Below are 18424 nucleotides of genomic sequence, written 5' to 3'. Positions count from 1 at the left end.
CAAAAAAGGGGGAGAAATGGGTGCATAAAAATCATTTAGACTGGGCAAATTTAGAAGACAATCCTATAGATAAAGATCAAATTGTAGCTGAAATTGATCAACAATTGGCACAAGAATATCATGATGAAGAAATACAGGAAGTAGCATCGCAAAAAGAAGAGGTTGAAGGTACGGAAGAAAAGAAAAATGCAGCAATTTTTTCTACTAGTATGGATGAAAATCAAGAATTACCTGTGATGCAAGTCTATCAACCTTTATCTTATCGTGATACACAAACCATTGCTTTGCAATTAAAGGCAGGACAAGTAGCCATTATCGATTTTGTACAAACAGAAGAAAAAATTGCTTCTCGTATTGTAGATTTCTTAACCGGATTAGTTTATGGCTTGGATGGAGATATTGTTCATTTTAAAGAAAAGCAATATATTTGTGCGCCAAAAGGAATTTCACTAACAGAAGAATTTCTAAATCGTTTCCGTGCTACTTCATAAGGAAGATTATTTTTGGTACTTAAAATAAAGAGTGTTATAATATGCCAAAGGAGAGAAAATAATGGAAGAAATACAAGAAATAAAAGATTTTCTCTTATATTTAAAGGTAGAACGTAATTATTCTGAAAAAACGATCCAAAATTATGAACGAGATATTAAAGATTTCCTTCAATTTATGGAAAATACTGGTAACCTAGAAATAACTAAAGTAACCAGTCGGGATGTGAGAATTTATACTAGTGAGATGTATGACAGAGGGTATAAACGAACCACGATGCAACGTCATTTATCAAGTTTGCGTTCTTTTTATCGTTATTTATTACAACAAGGAAAGGTTACAGAAAATCCTTTTTCCTATGTAGTAATGCAAAAAAAAGAAAAACGATTACCGCAATTCTTTTATGAAAAAGAAATGCAAGCATTATTTCAAGCAACAGAAGGTTCGGAACCACTGCGCTTAAGAGATAATGCTCTATTGGAAGTTCTTTATGCTAGTGGCATGCGAGTGAGTGAGTGTGTTAGTTTACAACTTTCTGATATTCAACAGAATCAATCTTTTGTTTTAATTACTGGGAAAGGAAATAAACAAAGATATGTTCCTTTAAATCATCATGCCATGGCTTCTATTGAGCGTTATGTATCACAGGCAAGACCAAAATTAATGAAGCAAAAAGAACATGAATTTCTTTTCGTTAATGGTAAAGGAGATCCGCTAACTGATCGAGGGGTTCGCTATGTACTTGATCAAATTATTAAGCGTTCAAGTTTAAATTCAAAAATTCATCCGCATGAATTACGTCATACTTTTGCGACTCATTTATTAAATAATGGAGCCGATATGAGAACCGTTCAAGAATTACTAGGGCATGTTGATTTGTCTTCCACACAAATCTATGCTCATGTAACAAAAGAAAGCCTACAAAGAACGTATCGCTCTTGTCATCCAAGAGCCGAGGAATAAAGAAAGGAGAAGTTATTTGTTTAATACAAATAACAATAAAGATAATGTCAGAATTTCATTCAACAACTATTTGTGCAGTACAAAAAGATGGTCACTTTGCGATGGCTGGAGATGGTCAAGTGACTATGGGAGAACAAGTCGTTATGAAAGGGACCGCACGTAAAGTACGCCGTATTTATGGTGGAAAAGTGGTCGTTGGGTTCGCTGGTAGTGTTGCCGATGCTTTTAATTTAGAAGGAAAATTCGAAGCTAAATTAAATGAGTTCAACGGTCATTTGCAACGCGCTGCTGTTGAGTTAGCTCAAGAGTGGCGTAAAGACCAAGCAATGCAAAAATTAGAAGCTCTATTAATCGTAATGAATGATAAAGAAATGTATTTAGTTTCTGGAACAGGAGAGGTGATTGCTCCTGACGATGGTATTTTAGCGATTGGTTCAGGTGGGAACTATGCATTAGCAGCAGCTCGTGCTTTAAAACAAGATGGGGCAGCAGAATTAACAGCTAAAGAAATTGCAGAAAAGGCATTACATGTTGCTGCTGATATTTGTGTATTTACGAATCATAATGTCATTGTCGAAGAAATGTAAAAAGGATAGAAGGAAGTAACAACTATGGAAAATCAAACACCTAGACAGTTAGTCGCAGAATTAGATCGTTATATTATTGGTCAAGAAGAAGCGAAACGTGCAGTAGCGATTGCTTTTCGTAATCGTTATCGTCGTCAACAATTACGTGAAGAATTACAAGATGAAGTAACACCTAAAAATATTTTAATGATCGGTTCTACTGGGATTGGGAAAACAGAAATTGCACGTCGTTTAGCTAAAATTACAAAAGCTCCTTTTGTAAAAGTAGAAGCAACAAAATTTACAGAAGTAGGCTATGTTGGACGCGATGTAGAATCAATGATTCGAGACTTAGTGGAAGTTTCTTATAAAATTGTCAAAGATGAAGCCTACGTTCATGTGAAACCAGAAGCGACAAAACGTGCGAATGAACGTTTAGTGGAAGCATTAGTACCTAATAAGAAAGCTCAAGAAGATGCTAACGCTAAAATGAATCAAGATTTTATGAATATGATGCAACAAATTCAACGTGGGAATTTTGATTTTAATTCTTTACAAGGGACAAAAGAAGAATCTATTCCTACAGAAATCAAACAAGAACGTGCTCAAGTTGCAGAACAATTAGATAAAGGATTGTTAGAAAATCGCACAGTAGAAGTAGATGTGTTACAACAAAGAGAAACTCCAGATAGTAATCCTACAGAAATGGCGTTAGGGATTGATTTAAGTGGGATGATGTCTAGCTTAATGCCAAAAAATTATGAACGTCGTACTCTAACTGTTAAAGAAGCACGTGAACGCTTTATTGATGAAGAATCAGAAAAATTAGTTAATACAGCAGATTTATCTGCAAAAGCGATTGAATTAGCAGAAAATATGGGAATTGTTTTTATTGATGAGTTTGATAAAATCACTTCTAAAAATAATCAAAACAATGGTCAAGTTTCTCGTGAAGGAGTCCAACGTGATATTTTACCAATTGTTGAAGGAAGCCAAGTAAAAACAAAACATGGGCTAATTAACACTGATCATATTTTATTTATTGCTTCTGGCGCTTTCCATTTCAGCAAACCAAGTGATTTAATCCCTGAATTACAAGGACGTTTCCCAATTCGTGTGGAATTAAAATCATTAACTAAAGAAGATTTTGTTCGTATCTTAATGGAACCAAAACATTCATTAATTGAACAATATGTAGCGTTATTAGCAACAGAAAATATCCAGGTGATTTTCACAAAAGAAGCCGTAGAAAAAATTGCAGAAATTGCTTATAACGTCAACGAAGAAACAGATAATATTGGTGCTCGTCGTTTGCATACTATTTTAGAAAAAGTATTAGAAGACTTATTATTCGAAGCTGCGGATATGGGAGCTGCTGAAATTACCATTACAGAACAATATGTTTTGGATAAAGTAGGCAATATTGCTCAAGATCGTGACTTAAGTCAATATATTTTATAGGAGTCAAAAAGATGGACTATGTATTAGAAAATGAAGACTTAAAAGTAATAATTTCTTCTCATGGCGCAGAATTACAAAGTGTCTATGATAAAAAAGCACAAAAAGAGTATCTTTGGCAAGGAGATGCAACGATTTGGGGCCGCAGAGCTCCAGTGCTTTTTCCTATTGTGGGACGATTAAAAGAAGGAAAATATAAGTATCAAGATACAGAATATATGATGCCTGGACACGGATTTGCTCGTGATTTAGAATTTCATGAATTATTACATGATACAACAGAAATTTGTTTTGAATTACATGATTCAGAACAAACAAAAGAAATGTATCCTTTTGCTTTTGTTTTACGCATTTTTTATCAACTAAAAGGAAGAGAGATTGCGGTCCGTTATGAAGTGTTTAATCCTGATAGTGAAGAAATACTGTGGTTTAGTATCGGTGGGCATCCTGCATTCCAAGTTCCAATGACAGAAGAAGGAGAATTTATCGATACCCATTTCTTTTTAGGAACAGATGAACCTGTCACTCAGCGTTTTATCCAAGGAGTATTGTTAACAAAAGAAAAAGAAGAACAACCAAAATTAGAGCGTGCGATTCATCGTAAAGATTTTGAGCAAGATGCTTGGATTTATGAAACAAAAAATTCCGTTACAGCTATCTTAAAGAGTCCTTATTCAACGATTCGTTTATCTTATCAAAACGCACCTTATCTTGGAGTTTGGTCACCAGCTGATAAGAAAGCACCTTTTGTTTGCTTAGAACCTTGGTGGGGAATTACAGATACAGAAGAAGCTAGTCAACTTTGGCCAGATAAATTAGGATTACATTCTCTTTTACCAAGACAAAAATGGGATACATCCTATCAATTAATTTTTGGTGAAAAATAAAATCGATTTCTGATTGTTTTTTTAATAAATTAAAAATCGTGATATTTTCTATAAGGAAGACGGGATTTGACCGTCTTCTTTTTTTATTTTTATTGACGAACCTTGTGATTTTCGATATAGTTTATATCAAGAATGACTCTTTATGAGATAGAGGTTGCATTAGGCGAAGAGTATCTTTTTTGAAGTATAGGGCTAATGAGAAAAAGAGAAAGGCGTCGATGCCGAAAGAAAAAGAGAGCCTATCTCGATTTTTCTTGGGGGTATGTTGAAGAAGCGTATCACTGTCCTTTTTAGGATGAGCTATCCATATACTGATAGAAATCATGAGTGAATGATTCACGTACAGTTTATCGCATGAAGGGCTGTTTTGAAAATTAAATATTTTGGAGGCTATGACTATGAGCGAAAACGATCATTCGATGCAGCGCGGGTTGAAAACTCGTCACTTGTCCATGATTGCTATCGGGGGTTCTATTGGAACGGGTCTTTTTGTAGCAAGTGGATCAGCAATTTCAACCGCTGGACCTGGAGGTGCTCTTGTTGCATACGGATTAATCGGATTATTAGTATTCTTTATGATGACTTCTTTAGGAGAAATGGCAACTTATATGCCAGTATCAGGATCATTTAGTACGTATGCGACAAAATTTGTCGATCCAGCGTTTGGATTTGCTTTAGGATGGAACTATTGGTTTAACTGGGCGATTACTTTAGCGGTAGATATCAGTACTTCAGCAATTATTATGGAATACTGGTTCCCAGATGTCCCAGGGTGGATTTTTAGTATCATTTTCTTTGTCCTAATTTTCTTGATGAACTTAGCATCTGTAGAGTTATTTGGTGAAGCTGAGTTTTGGTTCTCAATGATTAAAGTAATTACTGTAATTTGCTTTATTGGAGTTGGGTTATTAACCGTAACAGGAATCTTAGGTGGTCATGCGGATGGATTAATGAACTTTACAAAAGGAGATGCTCCTTTTGTTGGGGGATTACCAACGATTGTTAGTGTGTTTGTAGTAGCAGGATTTTCTTTCCAAGGGGTCGAAATGATTGGGATTACTGCTGGTGAATCTGCCAACCCAGAAAAATCGATTCCAAAAGCGATTAAACAAGTATTTTGGCGTATTTTGCTATTCTACTTAGTATCAATTTTCATTATTGGTTTGATTATTCCTTATACTTCACCAAACTTATTAGGAAGCGATGCGACAGATATCGCAATCAGTCCATTTACATTAGTTTTCCAACGTGCAGGGTTAGCTGCGGCAGCTAGTGTGATGAATGCAGTAATTTTAACTTCTGTATTATCTGCTGGAAATTCTGGATTATATGCAGGGGCTCGTATGCTATGTGCGATGGCACAAAGTGGACAAGCACCAAAAGCATTCCAAAAAATTAATCGTCGTGGAATCCCAGTAAATGCTTTATTATTAACTGCTGCTGTAGGTGGTTTAGCATTTATTACTTCTTTCATGGGAGACAAGATTTATAACTTCTTATTAAGCGCATCTGGATTAACTGGATTTATTGCTTGGTTTGGGGTTGCTGTATCTCATTACCGTTTCCGTCGTGCATTTATTAAACAAGGACATGACATCAGTGAATTAAAATATAAATCAAAATGGTTCCCATTTGGGCCAATCTTTGCCATTATTATGTGTATTGCCGTAATTGTGGGACAAGATATTCCAGGGTTCATTAATGGAAATTGGGATGAATTAATTGTAACTTATATGAGTTTACCTTTATTCTTTATCCTATTCTTCTATTACAAATGGAAACATAAAACACATCTAATTCCATTAGATGAAGTAGATTTAACTTATCATGAAGAATAAAAAAAGGAGCTTTGGCTCCTTTTTTTGCGTTTATTAGAGGAAGACTTTTTACTCATCCTATGCTATTATCAAAAATAGAATAAAAGACAAACTTGGAAAGAAAAGGAAAAACTATGAAGAAATTTAAATGTATGGCTACTTGTGCCAGTGGATTAGAAGCGTTAGTAGGAAAAGAACTACGCGCGATGGGCATTGAATGTCAGTTAGAAAATGGTCATGCTCTTTTTATGGGAACAATGGAAGATATCGCCAAAGCGAGTCTATGGCTTCGTACTGCTGACCGAATCAAAATTATTGTAGCTCAATTCCCAGCTACAACGTTTACACAATTATTTGACTATACAGCAGCGATTCCTTGGGAAAAATTATTACCTTTAGATGCAAATATTCATGTCACAGGAAAATCAGTGAAATCTACGTTATTTAGTGTTCCTGATTGTCAATCCATTACAAAAAAAGCAATCGTTCAACGTCTAAGTAATTATTATCATCGTTATGGACGTTTACCAGAATCAGGAGCAAAATTCCCAGTAGAGGTTGCTTTGTTAAAGGATAAAGTGACATTGAGTTTAGATACAACAGGGGATAGCTTCTTCAAACGTGGATATCGGACAGAAAAGGGAGGAGCCCCACTAAAAGAAACGTTAGCTGCTGCTCTTGTTTCTTTAACGAATTGGCGTCCAGATCGTCCTTTTGTTGATCCAACATGTGGTTCAGGAACGATTTGTATTGAGGCTGCGATGATGGCATTAAATATTGCTCCAGGACTACATCGCAAATTTTTATGTGAAGACTGGCCATGGGTAGAAGAAGAAATCTTTGCGAATGCTCGTCAAGAAGCGAAAGCTGCCATTCGATGGGATCAATCTTTACAAATTTTTGGTAGTGATATTGATCATCGTTTAGTAGAAATTGCGAAAGATAATGCGAAAAAAGCAGGAGTAGCCGATTATATCGAATTTAAACAAATGCGTTTACAAGACTTCCATACCGACCAACAATATGGAGTAATTGTGAGCAATCCCCCTTATGGAGAACGTTTAAATGATAAAGAAGAAGTAGAACAATTATATAAAGAAATGGGAGAAGTATTCCGCCCATTAAAAACTTGGAGTAAGTATATTTTAACTAGTGATCTGAATTTTGAAGCTTATTATGGGGAAAAGGCAACGAAAAAACGTAAACTATACAATGGAGCATTAAGAACAGACTACTTCCAATATTGGGGAGAACGTCCACCAAAACCCAAAAGAAAATAAGAGGAGAAAAGGAGAATAAAAATGAAAAAGAGTTTAGTGGCGATTGGAGTTACTTTAGCTTGTATTGGAGGGTTATTTGTCCCTGCAAAAGAAGTGTTATCAGAACATAAAAAGAATAAAAAAAGCCAATCTTAAAGATTGGCTTTTTCTTATGCTTCACTTTTGGCTTTTTTTGGTAGGACTAAGTTTAATACAATACCAATGACCGTAGCTAAGGCCATTCCAGAAAGAGAGAATGAACCAATTTGGAAGGTTAATCCACCAATTCCGATAATTAAAATGGCTGAAGCAATGATTAAGTTACGTTTTTCGTTAAAATCAATTTGTTTTTCAATTAAGATGCGTAGTCCACTAGCTGCAATAACACCAAAGAGAATGAAGCTAATTCCACCAATGACTGGATTTGGAATACTTTGAATCACAGCTGTTACTTTTCCACAAAATCCTAATAAAACGGCAAAGATAGCTGCACCGGCAATAACGTAGACACTATGAACTTTTGTAATCGTCATTACACCAATATTTTCTCCATAACTTGTTACTGGAGGAGCTCCTACAAGAGAAGCTGTAATTTGTGCTAATCCATCTCCTAATAAGGTTTTATCTAAGCCTGGTTCATCATAGAAATCACGCTTTGTAATTTGGTTTAATACCATTAAATGACCAATATGTTCTGTCATTGTAACAAAAGCGATAGGAGTCATCGTCGTAATCGCAGCTAAATAAAATTTTGGCTCATAGTTAACAAAAGGTACATGTAGATTAGGGACCTTAAACCAAGGTGCATCTAAAATAGGTTGGAAATCCACTAAACCAAATAGCACCGCAGCAATATATCCAGTAACGATTCCTAATAAGATAGGAATTAAACTGAAAAATCCTTTCATATACATATTAAAGAAAATTACTGCAGCTAATGTAATTAGAGCCACACAAATATATTTAATATCATAAGTTTGTGTCCCATGGACGGTACGATACATCGCGTTACTACAAGCATTCCCTGCTAGACCTAATCCAATGACCATAACTACTGGACCAACTACAATTGGCGGTAAAATACGATGGATCCAGTTGCTTCCTAAGCGATGAACAATCAGTGAAACAATGATATAGACACATCCTGTCGTTAAACCACCAAGAGCTACTGCTTTAAATCCGTAGCTTTTCATCAAAAATTGCATGGCAGTAATAAAAGCAAAACTACTTCCCATATAAGCTGGGATTTTTCCTTTGGTTACTAACAAATGAACAATCGTTCCTAATCCAGAACTAAATAATGCAATGGCTGGATCAATTCCAACTAGTAATGGAACGAGCACAGTTGCTCCAAACATGGTAAATAAATGTTGTAGACTTAAACCAATTCCTAGCCAAAAAGGTGGACGCTCATGAATGTCTAGAACCACCTCTGGATTACGAAATACTTCTTTTTTTTCCATAGAATTCCTCCTGGCACGACCCCAAAAGAAAAAGGACATAAGGAATCCCTTATGTCCAATGATAGTATCTTTTCTACAGTTTTATCTCTGTATTTTATATCGAACTCTACCTTATCAGCCTCACAGGACTCATTTAAAGGGACGTGTATTTTTATTTTTAAAATATTTTACTCGTTTTTATCTAAAAAATCAATCTCTAAATGAGAAATTCCAAAAAGTAAAATTATCGTTGATAAATTGTAAAGATAATGCAAAGAAAAACAAGTATAGTTTTAAGATTTTCTTTATATAATAAATGAGGATTTATTAAAGAAAAGAGGAGATATTCATGAAAAAAGGGTATTATGGTCTTTTTCTGGCGGCTGTAGCAGGCTTTTTTGGAATGACACATTCTGTTCAGGCGAGTACAGAAGATTTTGGACCGAAAATTAGTCACAAAGCATATCTTTCCGTAGTGGAGAATAATTATTCTCGCTTAGGAGATAAAAATGGAAAAATAAAAGGGTCAACTAATGATTACTATCAACAAACTTTAAAAACCGATGGATATTATAATCATGTAAATGGTCATCGCTATTATTCAGCTTATAACAATAAAGATAAATGGGTAGGTTATATTGATGCTAAAGCAGTAAAAGAAGCGAATAGTTCCTGGGGCGTAGGATATTCCACAAAACAATATGGAAGTTACACAAGAAAAGATTGGAGTATTTATGATAACAAGTCCTTTAAAGAAAGCGATAATTTATTAAAAAAAGGAAATAAAACTTACCAAGTTAAACGATACTATTATCACTTTAATGGGAATATGTACTTATCTTTATATGATAAAAACAATCAGTGGGTTGGTTATATTAATAAAAAAGCAGGGGGATTAACAAATTCTCCGTGGGGAACAAAATTTAAAGGAGAAAAACCCATTTCTTTAAATAAAAATTACCCAATTTATAACAATAAAAATTTCCATGAAGTCGCTACAGGAGATAAATATAAAAATAAACTTGTAAGAACTATGGGATATTATAACCATTTTAATGGAAGAAGATACTATAGTATGGAAGTTAATGGAGATTGGATAGGTTATACAAATTCTGATGGAACAGTAAATAAAAAAACGAATGGTGTATATCAATTTGTTTTAGATGCAGCTCATGAAATCCAAAAGAAATTTGGAGCAAACTTGATTAGTGGCTATCGTGAAGGAGATATTGATTACTATGGTACAGGTCATGGTAATGGATTAGCTGTCGATTTAAGTGTAGGAACTGCAGAAAAGAAAAATGATCCTGTTTGGAAGAAAAATAATGCCATGCGTCAATATGCATTAGAACATTATGGAAATGAAACAGAATATATCATTACTAACAATAGTGTATTAGGAGATCAACATGGTTGGAATCCAACAGACTATTTAGCAGCGATTGGTAGCAACGCCTATAAAGATCCAACACAAAGTCACCGCAACCATATGTGCTGGCACTTCAATCGTCCACAAGATATTTTTGATTTCTAATATAAAGCATCATTTAAAAATCAATTAGGAGTTTACATACAAAGAAAGACACGCATTGCGTGTCTTTTTTATTCTTTGATTAAATTCCAATGTTTTAATTCGTTAATCGCATCGACAAAATCTTCGTTATCTTCCCAATCACTAGCAGCGATTTCTTTTAATTGCTCTGCGGAAAGAGGAGCATACTCTACTAATTCTGTATATAATTTTTTGGCATTTTCACTCAATGGAGGTAAATGACGTTCATTTTGTTTTACTAAAGTATACATACAAAATCCCTACTTTCTTTGATTTTTATTCATTATACCTAATTTTACCAAGAATTGCGATGAATTTATGAAGGAAATACAATTTTATTTTTTAGAAAAAGTCAAATATAAAGGTAAAAATTTTGAGCAAAATTTTCTTATCCTTTTCTTATTTGTGATATAATCTGTAGTCGGAATCAAATAATATAAAGAAAAGAGGAATGAGTATGTTTCTAGCATGGAAAGAAATTAAACATGCCAAAGGAAGATATGCGTTAATCACAGGAGTAATTTTCTTGATTGCTTTTCTTGTCTTCTTTTTAAGCGGACTTGCTTATGGATTAGCACAAGAAGGTAGAATGGCAGTAGATAACTGGAAAGCAAATGCTGTGATTTTAACCAAAGATGCCAATGATAATTTAAGTGCATCTCAATTTGATAAAGAGGATATAAATGGTGTAACAGCAAAAGAAAAAGCAACTTTATTACAAGGAGCAAGTGTTATCCAAGTCAAAAATGATAGTGATAAAAAAGATAACATTATGATGTTTGGGATTAACAAAGATCAATTTTTAGCTCCAAAAATTAGTAAAGGAGAAATGTTCCAAAATAATAAAGAAGTAGTCATTGATGAATCATTAGCCAAACAAAAAGGATTTGCGATTGGGGATAAAGTATTATTCACTGGTTATGATACACCAATGAAAGTGGTAGGGATGACAAAAGGCAATATGTTTAATATGGCGCCTACAGTTTATATGTCAGAAAAAGCCTTTCAAAATGTACGTCAAACTCCCGTACCAATGCAAAAAAATGTGAATGCGATTATTGTTCGTGCAAAAGATGGTAATTTAGATAATGTGAAAGTGAAAAATAAAAAATTGGAAGTTATTCCAACGAAAGAATTTATTGATCACTTGCCAGGATACAAAGCCCAAGTAATGACATTTAGCTTTATGATTGGCTTTTTAATTTTAATTGCTGCGATTGTTGTAGGAATTTTCATTTATGTATTAACAATGCAAAAGAAACAAATCTTTGGTGTAATGAAAGTTCAAGGAATTCCAACTTCCTTTATTGCTAAATCTGTCGTAATGCAAACTTTCATTTTAGGAGTCATTGGAGTCGTTATTGGTTTTGTAGCAACGATTGGTGTAAGTTTATTATTACCAGCAGCTGTTCCATTCCAATTAAATGTTCCATTAATGATTGTTATTGCAATCTTAATGATTATTATTGCAGTATTAGGTTCAATTTTCTCTGTCCGTTCGATTGCTAAAATTGATCCATTACAAGCATTGAATTAAGGAGGATGAATGTATGTCAACAATTGAATTAAAACAAGTAAGTAAACAATTTTATGATGGAGACACCGTCATCCAATCTTTAAAACCCACTGATTTTTCAGCAGATAATGGAGAATTTATCGCTGTGATTGGTCCTTCTGGTTCAGGAAAAAGTACGTTCTTAACCATTGTTGGTGGATTACAAACACCAACAGAAGGAGAAGTGATTATTAATGGAACTTCTTTCCAAAGTCTAAGTGAGAAGAAACGTTCTAAATTGCGTTTTGAAAACATCGGTTTTATTTTACAAAGCTCAAATTTAGTACCATTTTTAACCATTTATGATCAATTTGTTTTGATGGATAAAGTAGCAAAGAAAAAAACGGATCCAAAGCAATTAGAAGAGTTATTAACTCAACTAGAAATTGCTCATTTACAAAAAAAATATCCAGAAGAAATTTCTGGTGGGGAACGTCAACGTGTTGCGATTGCTAAGGCGTTATATCATAACCCAAGTGTAATTTTAGCGGATGAACCAACCGCAAGTTTAGACTCTAAACGTGCGTTTGAAGTAGCAAATTTACTAGCAAAAGAAACTCATGAGAAAAATAAAACAACGATTATGGTTACTCATGATACACGTTTAATTGATTTATGCGACAAAGTCTATATGATGAAAGATGGCGTATTAACGTTACAAGAAAAAGAAGCATAAAGAAGCATAGAGAGAAGAGCCTTGTTTATAACAACAAGGTTCTTTTTTTGTATTCGTTTTCACTTTATTACTGAATTTTTATCAATCTTTGTTATAATAAAGGTGAAAGGATAGTTTTCCTTTTTAAATGAATCTTAGGAAGGAGAGTTATCTTCTTAGAGATAACAACAAAAGTTATGGAACATAAAACAGAACAAGAAGCACAATTTTTCCAATTGTTAAAAGAAGCTGCTTTATTAAAAGAAGCTTATTATTTAGCAGATTGGGACACACAAACAGGAATGCCAGAAAAAGCAAATGAATACCGTGGAGAATTAGAAGGTTACTTAAACGAGTTAATCTTTGAAAAAGAAAACGGAAAAGAAATGGCTCACTGGATTGAATATTTTACTGAACATCCAGAAGACTTATCTGAATTTGGTCAAAAAGTCTTTAAAAAAGTTAAAGAAGAGTTTACTCGTAATCATACGATTCCTGCTGATGAATGGGCACATTATACAAAATTAGTCGCTCAATCACATGCTATTTGGGTCGAAGCGCGTGAAAAACAAGATTATCAAATTTTAGAACCAGTCTTAGAAGAAATGGTAGATTGTGTTCGTAAATTTATTCCGTTATGGCGTCAGGATGAAAAGACTCCTTATGATGTTTTATTGAATCAAAATGAACCAGGAATGACTACTGAAAAATTGGATGCTTTGTTTGCGGAAGTGCGCGATGGAATTATTGAAATTCGCCAACGTCTAGAAAAAGAAGGAACAGCTCCTGAACGTGATTTCTTATATCGTTTCGTTCCAAAAGAACAACAAGAACGCTTCTCAAGAAAAGTGGCAGCTCAATTGGGATATGATTTTGATAAAGGAAGATTAGATGACACGGTTCATCCATTCATGCAAGAATTAAATCGTTGTGATGCTCGTATTGCGACACGTTGGAATGAACATGATGTAATGTTTGCGGTATTAGGAATTATGCACGAAGCAGGACATGGTACTTATGAACAACATATTGATGCTAAATATGACTACACACCATTTGCTGGTGGGGTTTCTGCTGGAATGCATGAAGGACAATCTCTATTTAATGAATTAGTAATCGGTTCAAACTTAGAGTTTTGGCGTCAAGTATATCCATTCTTCCAAGAATGTACCGAAGGAGCTTTTGATGATATCGATGTAGAAACATTCTATAAAGCATTGAAATATTCTCAATCTAGCTTAATCCGTATTGAAGCTGATTCTTTAACTTATCCTTTACATGTTATTATTCGTTATGAAATTGAAAAAGCATTGTTTAACGATAATTTACCAGTGAAGGATTTAGCAAAAGTATGGAACGAAAAATATGAAGAGTATTTAGGAGTTCGTCCAGATAACGATACAGATGGGGTCTTACAAGATGTACATTGGCCTACAGGTTTATTTGGTTACTTCCCATCTTATGCTTTAGGATTCATGTATGCGACTCAATTGTATTATGCAATGAGTAAAGATTTCTCTATGGATGAAGCCTTCGCAGAAGGACGTTTAGATGCACCAAGTCAATGGTTAAAAGAACATATTCATCGTTTCGGTGGATCAAAATCACCAAGTGAGTTGATTATGGATGCGACTGGCGAATCATTGAATGCGAAATACTTATTACAATTCTTAAAACAAGTCTACTATCCAGTATATGGAATTGAAGAATAAAAGAGAAATAAAAAAGAACCACTTTATTGTGGTTCTTTTTTTGTGTCTTCTCCTGTATATTTTCCAGTATGCAAACGAAGGTTCGCATTTTTAATGCGCTCTGGAGTAGGAGGCTGAATATCTTCCAATTCATAAGGAATGCCTAATTGATCCCATTTAAATTTACCCATTGTATGATAAGGAAGAACTTCGATTCTTTCTACATTATTTAAAGTGTCAATAAAGACATGTAGACGATCTAAATATTCATCTTTATCAGACCATTCTGGTAATAAAACATGGCGAATCCAAACTGGTTGATTCACTTCCGATAGATAAGTGGCCATTTCTAAGATCGGTTCATTTTCACATTTTGTTAATTCTAGATGGACTTTAGGATCAATATGTTTTAAATCCAATAAAATTAAATCTGTATATTCTAGTAATTCATTAAATTGAGAAAAGAAAGGATCTTTTTTAGTAAAAGGTTGACCACAAGTATCTAAACAAGTATGGATTCCACGTTTTTTCGCTTCTTTAAATAATTCAATGAGGAAAGGAAGTTGTAATAAAGGTTCGCCTCCGCTTACAGTGATTCCACCATTTTCTCCCCAATAAGGACGATAGCGTTCTGCTTTATCTAATAATTCCTTTGCTGTGTATTCTTTTTCTTTTCCTGTACGTAATTTCCAAGTATCTGGATTATGACAGAATTTGCAACGCATACGACATCCTTGGGTAAAAATGACGAAACGAATACCTGGTCCATCGACCGTACCAAAATTTTCTGTTGAATGTATAATTCCTTTTGTTTCCATAAGCGATACTCCTATAAAAGAAATAAGGCTGGAGCAACCAGCCTTATTCCAACTCATTGATTGATATTATAAACGATCATGTGCAGTACGAGCAATAACGTCTGCTTGTTGTTCTGGTGTTAAATCACGGAATTTAACAGCGTAACCAGATACACGAATCGTTAAGTTTGGATATTTTTCTGGATGAGCTTGTGCGTCTAATAGTAAATCAGTTGTAAATACGTTTACGTTTAAGTGGTAAGCTCCTTGATCGAAGTAGCCATCCATAACTTGACGTAAGTTATCTACACGCATGTCTTCATCTTTTCCTAAGCCACTAGGGTTAATCGTTTGTGTATTAGAAATACCATCTAAAGCACAGCAATAAGATAAACGAGCTGTAGAGTTTAATGAAGCTAATAAGCCGTTTAATTCTCCTAAGAATTTACCATCTTTGTAAGAAGGGTTAGCTCCTGGAGCTAAAGGTTTACCAGCACGACGTCCGTCTGGAGTGTTACCTGTTGCTTTTCCGTATACTACGTTAGAAGTAATCGTTAAGATTGATGTTGTAGGTGTAGCATCACGGTAAGTATGTTGACGTTTGATTTGATCCATGAAGTATTCAATGATCCAGTTTGCCATTGCATCTGCTTCTTCATTGTCATTTCCGTAAGTAGGGAATGCGTTTTGTGGTTCATAGTCAACTGCTAAACCATCTTCATCACGAATTACTTTAACGTTTCCGTATTTAATAGCCATGATAGAGTCAGCAGCGTGAGAAAGTCCAGCAATACCTGTTGCGAATGTACGTTTCAAATGAGTATCCATTAAGGCAGTTTGTGGAGCTTCATACGCATATTTATCATGCATGTAGTGAATGATATTTAATGTATTTACATATAATTCTGCTAACCAATCTAAGATGTCTTTGTAGTGCATCATAAATTCGTCAAAGTCTAGAGTATCTCCTGTCATTGGACGGAAGCGTGGAGCAACTTGCATCTTCGTATTTTCATCAACCCCACCGTTGATAGCGTATAATACTGCTTTCGCTAAGTTTGCACGAGCACCGAAGAATTGCATATCTTTACCCATAACTGTACCAGATACGCAGCAAGCAATAGCGCAGTCGTCTGAACCCCAGTTTGTACGTAATAAATCATCATTTTCAAATTGAACAGATGAAGTATCTTTTGCGACTTTAGCAGCAAAAGTACGGAAGTTCAATGGTAATTGTGATGAATATAAAATTGTTAAGTTTGGTTCAGGAGATGGTCCCATGTTATATAGTGTATGTAAGAAACGGAAGTCATTTTTTGTAACTAAAGAACGACCAGTTAAGCTCATACCAGCAATAGATAAAGTAGCCCAAATAGGGTAACCAGAGAATAATTGGTTGTAATCTGGTGTACGAGCGAATTTAACCATACGTAATTTTAATACGAAATGGTCGATTAATTCTTGTGCTTCTTTTTCATCGATAATACCACGATCTAAGTCACGTTGAATATAAATATCTAAGAATGCAGAAATACGACCAACAGACATTGCGGCACCATTTTGTGATTTAATCGCAGCTAAATATCCGAAGTATAACCATTGGATTGCTTCTTGTGCTGTAGCTGCTGGACGAGAAATATCGAAACCATAAGAAGCAGCCATTTCTTTCATGTCTTTTAAGGCGCGAATTTGTTCAGATACTTCTTCACGTAGACGAATTACATCGTCAGTCATTGTTTTATAACCAATTAATGATTTATCTTTTTCTTTTTCTTCAATTAAACGATCAATACCGTAAAGAGCGACACGACGGTAGTCACCGATAATACGGCCACGACCATAGGCATCAGGTAAACCAGTGATGATTTTATTTTTACGAGCCATTCTCATTTCAGGAGTGTAGGCATCAAATACACCTTGGTTATGTGTTTTACGCCAATCAGTGAAGATTTTTGTCATTTCTTCATCAGATTCATATCCATTTGCTTCTAAAGCAGTATTAGCCATACGAATACCACCAAATGGCATGAATGCTTGTTTTAAAGGTTCATCAGTTTGTAGACCAACAATTTTTTCTTCTTCTTTAATTAAGTATCCAGGACCATAAGCAGTAATTGTAGCTGGAATATCGTTATCCATGTTGTATACACCGTTATTTTGGTGTTCAATTTCTTGTAATTCTTGTAAACGATTCCATAATTTGTTTGTACTTTCAGTAGGGCCTTCTAAGAAAGAATCGTCCCCTGTGTATTCTGTGTAGTTATCTTGAATGAAAGCTCGAGTATCAATATGTTTTTTCCATGCATCACCATGGAAGCCTTCCCATTCTTTATATTCCATAATATTCACCTCTGATGTGCTTCATTTAATCGCGTCATCTCTGACATCCTTAGTTTATCACAAAGATTTTGGGGAGAAGAACTGTATTTAATAAAAAATAAAGAAAGAAACATTAAATTTATCAAAAAAATAGTAGTTTTAGCATAAAAAATGAAATCGTTTCCAAAAATATATACAATATTGTATAAAGTTTGTGAAAAAAATTTATTATTTTTTTAAGTTTTCTTAAGTTAGGAAGAGATAAAGAGAGTTCGCACAATGAATCAAGAATTGCTATAATGAAAATAATCCATTTTTTCTTTGGTTAGGAGGAAATAATGAAGAAAGAAAGAAATTATTGGAAAATCGCCTTTTGGACACTTGTTGGAATTCTTTTCTTAGGAGGAGGAATTGTGAGCTGGAAACTCTTTGCTCCAAGTCCAGAGCATGTTTCAAAAGAAGAACAGACGGAAATTCAAAAAGCCGAGAAAAAAGAACAAGTGCCAATTCAAATTTCTTTAACAGGAAATGAAGTAGAAACGATGGTTAACGAGGCATTAAATACAAAAGAAAATCAAAAAACGAGCTATGATTTTGTTTTACAAAAAAAAGAAGCCTTATTACAAATGAAAACAAAATTATTAGGTTTATCTGTCGAAATTATTGCTAAGGTGCAACCAGTAGTAATGGAAAATGGAGATTTGAAATTAAAAATTAATGAATTGGGCTGTGGAGAATTACTTCATTTCCCAACAAAATTTTTATTAAGAGAAATCAAAAGAAATGAAATCTTACCAGAATGGATTGAAGTATTACCGGATGAAAAAGCATTTGAACTTCATTTTGCAGAAAGTCCATTTAGTAATTATGGTCATTTAAAAGTAGAAACTATCGATTTAAATCGAGATGTTTATCAATTTACTTTTGATTTAAATATGAAAAAAATGTTGCAAAATTCATAAATAAGAAATCTA

Annotated in this window: 16 protein-coding genes and 1 riboswitch; of the genes, 12 read left to right on the top strand and 4 right to left on the bottom strand. The window is 34.2% G+C overall.

Translation table 11 applies throughout. The annotated features are described in order from the left end of the window. The first annotated feature begins 20 nt into the window (after positions 1 to 20). The 7 genes from C683_RS06360 (at position 21) to C683_RS03455 (ending at position 7460) form a co-directional block, all read left to right on the top strand. Complete coding sequence (locus C683_RS06360; RefSeq protein WP_009490051.1) at positions 21 to 491, top strand: cell division protein SepF; 471 nt, start codon at positions 21 to 23, stop codon at positions 489 to 491. A gap of 61 nt (positions 492 to 552) precedes the next feature. Next, positions 553 to 1452 (top strand): tyrosine recombinase XerC, encoded by a 900-nt coding sequence (gene xerC, locus C683_RS03480; RefSeq protein ID WP_009490049.1) that lies wholly within the window; start codon positions 553 to 555, stop codon positions 1450 to 1452. 41 nt (positions 1453 to 1493) lie between these two features. Then, entirely contained in the window at positions 1494 to 2039 is a 546-nt protein-coding gene (hslV, locus tag C683_RS03475; RefSeq protein WP_040388664.1) for an ATP-dependent protease subunit HslV, read from the top strand. Between the two features lie 24 nt (positions 2040 to 2063). After that, entirely contained in the window at positions 2064 to 3479 is a 1416-nt protein-coding gene (gene hslU / locus C683_RS03470; RefSeq protein ID WP_009490045.1) for an ATP-dependent protease ATPase subunit HslU, read from the top strand. A gap of 11 nt (positions 3480 to 3490) precedes the next feature. Then, positions 3491 to 4363, top strand: coding sequence for an aldose 1-epimerase family protein (locus tag C683_RS03465; RefSeq protein WP_009490043.1), 873 nt, complete (start codon positions 3491 to 3493; stop codon positions 4361 to 4363). 140 nt (positions 4364 to 4503) lie between these two features. Further along, positions 4504 to 4674: riboswitch (Lysine riboswitch) on the top strand. A gap of 87 nt (positions 4675 to 4761) precedes the next feature. Beyond that, positions 4762 to 6201: an amino acid permease gene (locus C683_RS03460; RefSeq protein ID WP_009490041.1), complete on the top strand. Its 1440-nt coding sequence runs from the start codon at positions 4762 to 4764 to the stop codon at positions 6199 to 6201. A gap of 113 nt (positions 6202 to 6314) precedes the next feature. Further along, complete coding sequence (locus C683_RS03455; RefSeq protein WP_009490039.1) at positions 6315 to 7460, top strand: THUMP domain-containing class I SAM-dependent RNA methyltransferase; 1146 nt, start codon at positions 6315 to 6317, stop codon at positions 7458 to 7460. Positions 7461 to 7609: 149 nt separating this feature from the next. Here the strand turns inward: C683_RS03455 and C683_RS03450 are convergent, their stop codons facing one another. Further along, the gene (locus tag C683_RS03450; RefSeq protein WP_009490035.1) at positions 7610 to 8902 is read right to left on the bottom strand and encodes a solute carrier family 23 protein; all 1293 of its coding nucleotides are present in this window, start codon (positions 8900 to 8902) and stop codon (positions 7610 to 7612) included. Positions 8903 to 9230: 328 nt separating this feature from the next. Here C683_RS03450 and C683_RS03445 point away from each other — a divergent pair, with 328 nt between their 5' ends. Beyond that, positions 9231 to 10415 (top strand): hypothetical protein, encoded by a 1185-nt coding sequence (locus C683_RS03445; protein ID WP_009490032.1) that lies wholly within the window; start codon positions 9231 to 9233, stop codon positions 10413 to 10415. A 68-nt stretch (positions 10416 to 10483) separates the two neighbouring features. Here C683_RS03445 and C683_RS03440 read toward each other — a convergent pair whose 3' ends face one another. Next, positions 10484 to 10684, bottom strand: coding sequence for a hypothetical protein (locus C683_RS03440; RefSeq protein WP_009490030.1), 201 nt, complete (start codon positions 10682 to 10684; stop codon positions 10484 to 10486). Positions 10685 to 10890: 206 nt separating this feature from the next. Between C683_RS03440 and C683_RS03435 the strand changes: the two genes are divergently transcribed. The 3 genes from C683_RS03435 (at position 10891) to C683_RS03425 (ending at position 14355) form a co-directional block, all read left to right on the top strand. Continuing rightward, a complete protein-coding gene (locus C683_RS03435) occupies positions 10891 to 11970 on the top strand; it encodes an ABC transporter permease (RefSeq protein WP_009490028.1) in 1080 nt (359 codons plus the stop codon). 13 nt (positions 11971 to 11983) lie between these two features. Further along, on the top strand, positions 11984 to 12664 hold the full coding sequence (locus C683_RS03430; protein ID WP_009490026.1) for an ABC transporter ATP-binding protein: 681 nt from the start codon (positions 11984 to 11986) through the stop codon (positions 12662 to 12664). A gap of 176 nt (positions 12665 to 12840) precedes the next feature. Then, positions 12841 to 14355 carry a carboxypeptidase M32 gene (locus C683_RS03425; RefSeq protein WP_009490024.1) on the top strand — a complete coding sequence of 505 codons (1515 nt, stop codon included), beginning with the start codon at positions 12841 to 12843 and terminating at the stop codon, positions 14353 to 14355. 23 nt (positions 14356 to 14378) lie between these two features. On the opposite strand, the gene pflA is transcribed toward C683_RS03425, so the two are convergent. Together pflA and pflB are read right to left on the bottom strand one after the other, a co-directional pair. Continuing rightward, complete coding sequence (pflA, locus tag C683_RS03420) at positions 14379 to 15152, bottom strand: pyruvate formate-lyase-activating protein (RefSeq protein WP_009490022.1); 774 nt, start codon at positions 15150 to 15152, stop codon at positions 14379 to 14381. A 66-nt stretch (positions 15153 to 15218) separates the two neighbouring features. Continuing rightward, on the bottom strand, positions 15219 to 17471 hold the full coding sequence (pflB, locus tag C683_RS03415; protein ID WP_009490020.1) for a formate C-acetyltransferase: 2253 nt from the start codon (positions 17469 to 17471) through the stop codon (positions 15219 to 15221). Positions 17472 to 17788: 317 nt separating this feature from the next. On the opposite strand from pflB, the gene C683_RS03410 reads away from it, so the two are divergent. Then, entirely contained in the window at positions 17789 to 18412 is a 624-nt protein-coding gene (locus tag C683_RS03410; RefSeq protein ID WP_009490018.1) for a YpmS family protein, read from the top strand. Positions 18413 to 18424: the final 12 nt, after the last annotated feature.

The sequence above is a fragment of the Catellicoccus marimammalium M35/04/3 genome (assembly GCF_000313915.1).
Classification (GTDB): Bacteria; Bacillota; Bacilli; order Lactobacillales; family Catellicoccaceae; genus Catellicoccus; species Catellicoccus marimammalium.
This window is presented reverse-complemented; position numbering and strand designations above follow the sequence as displayed.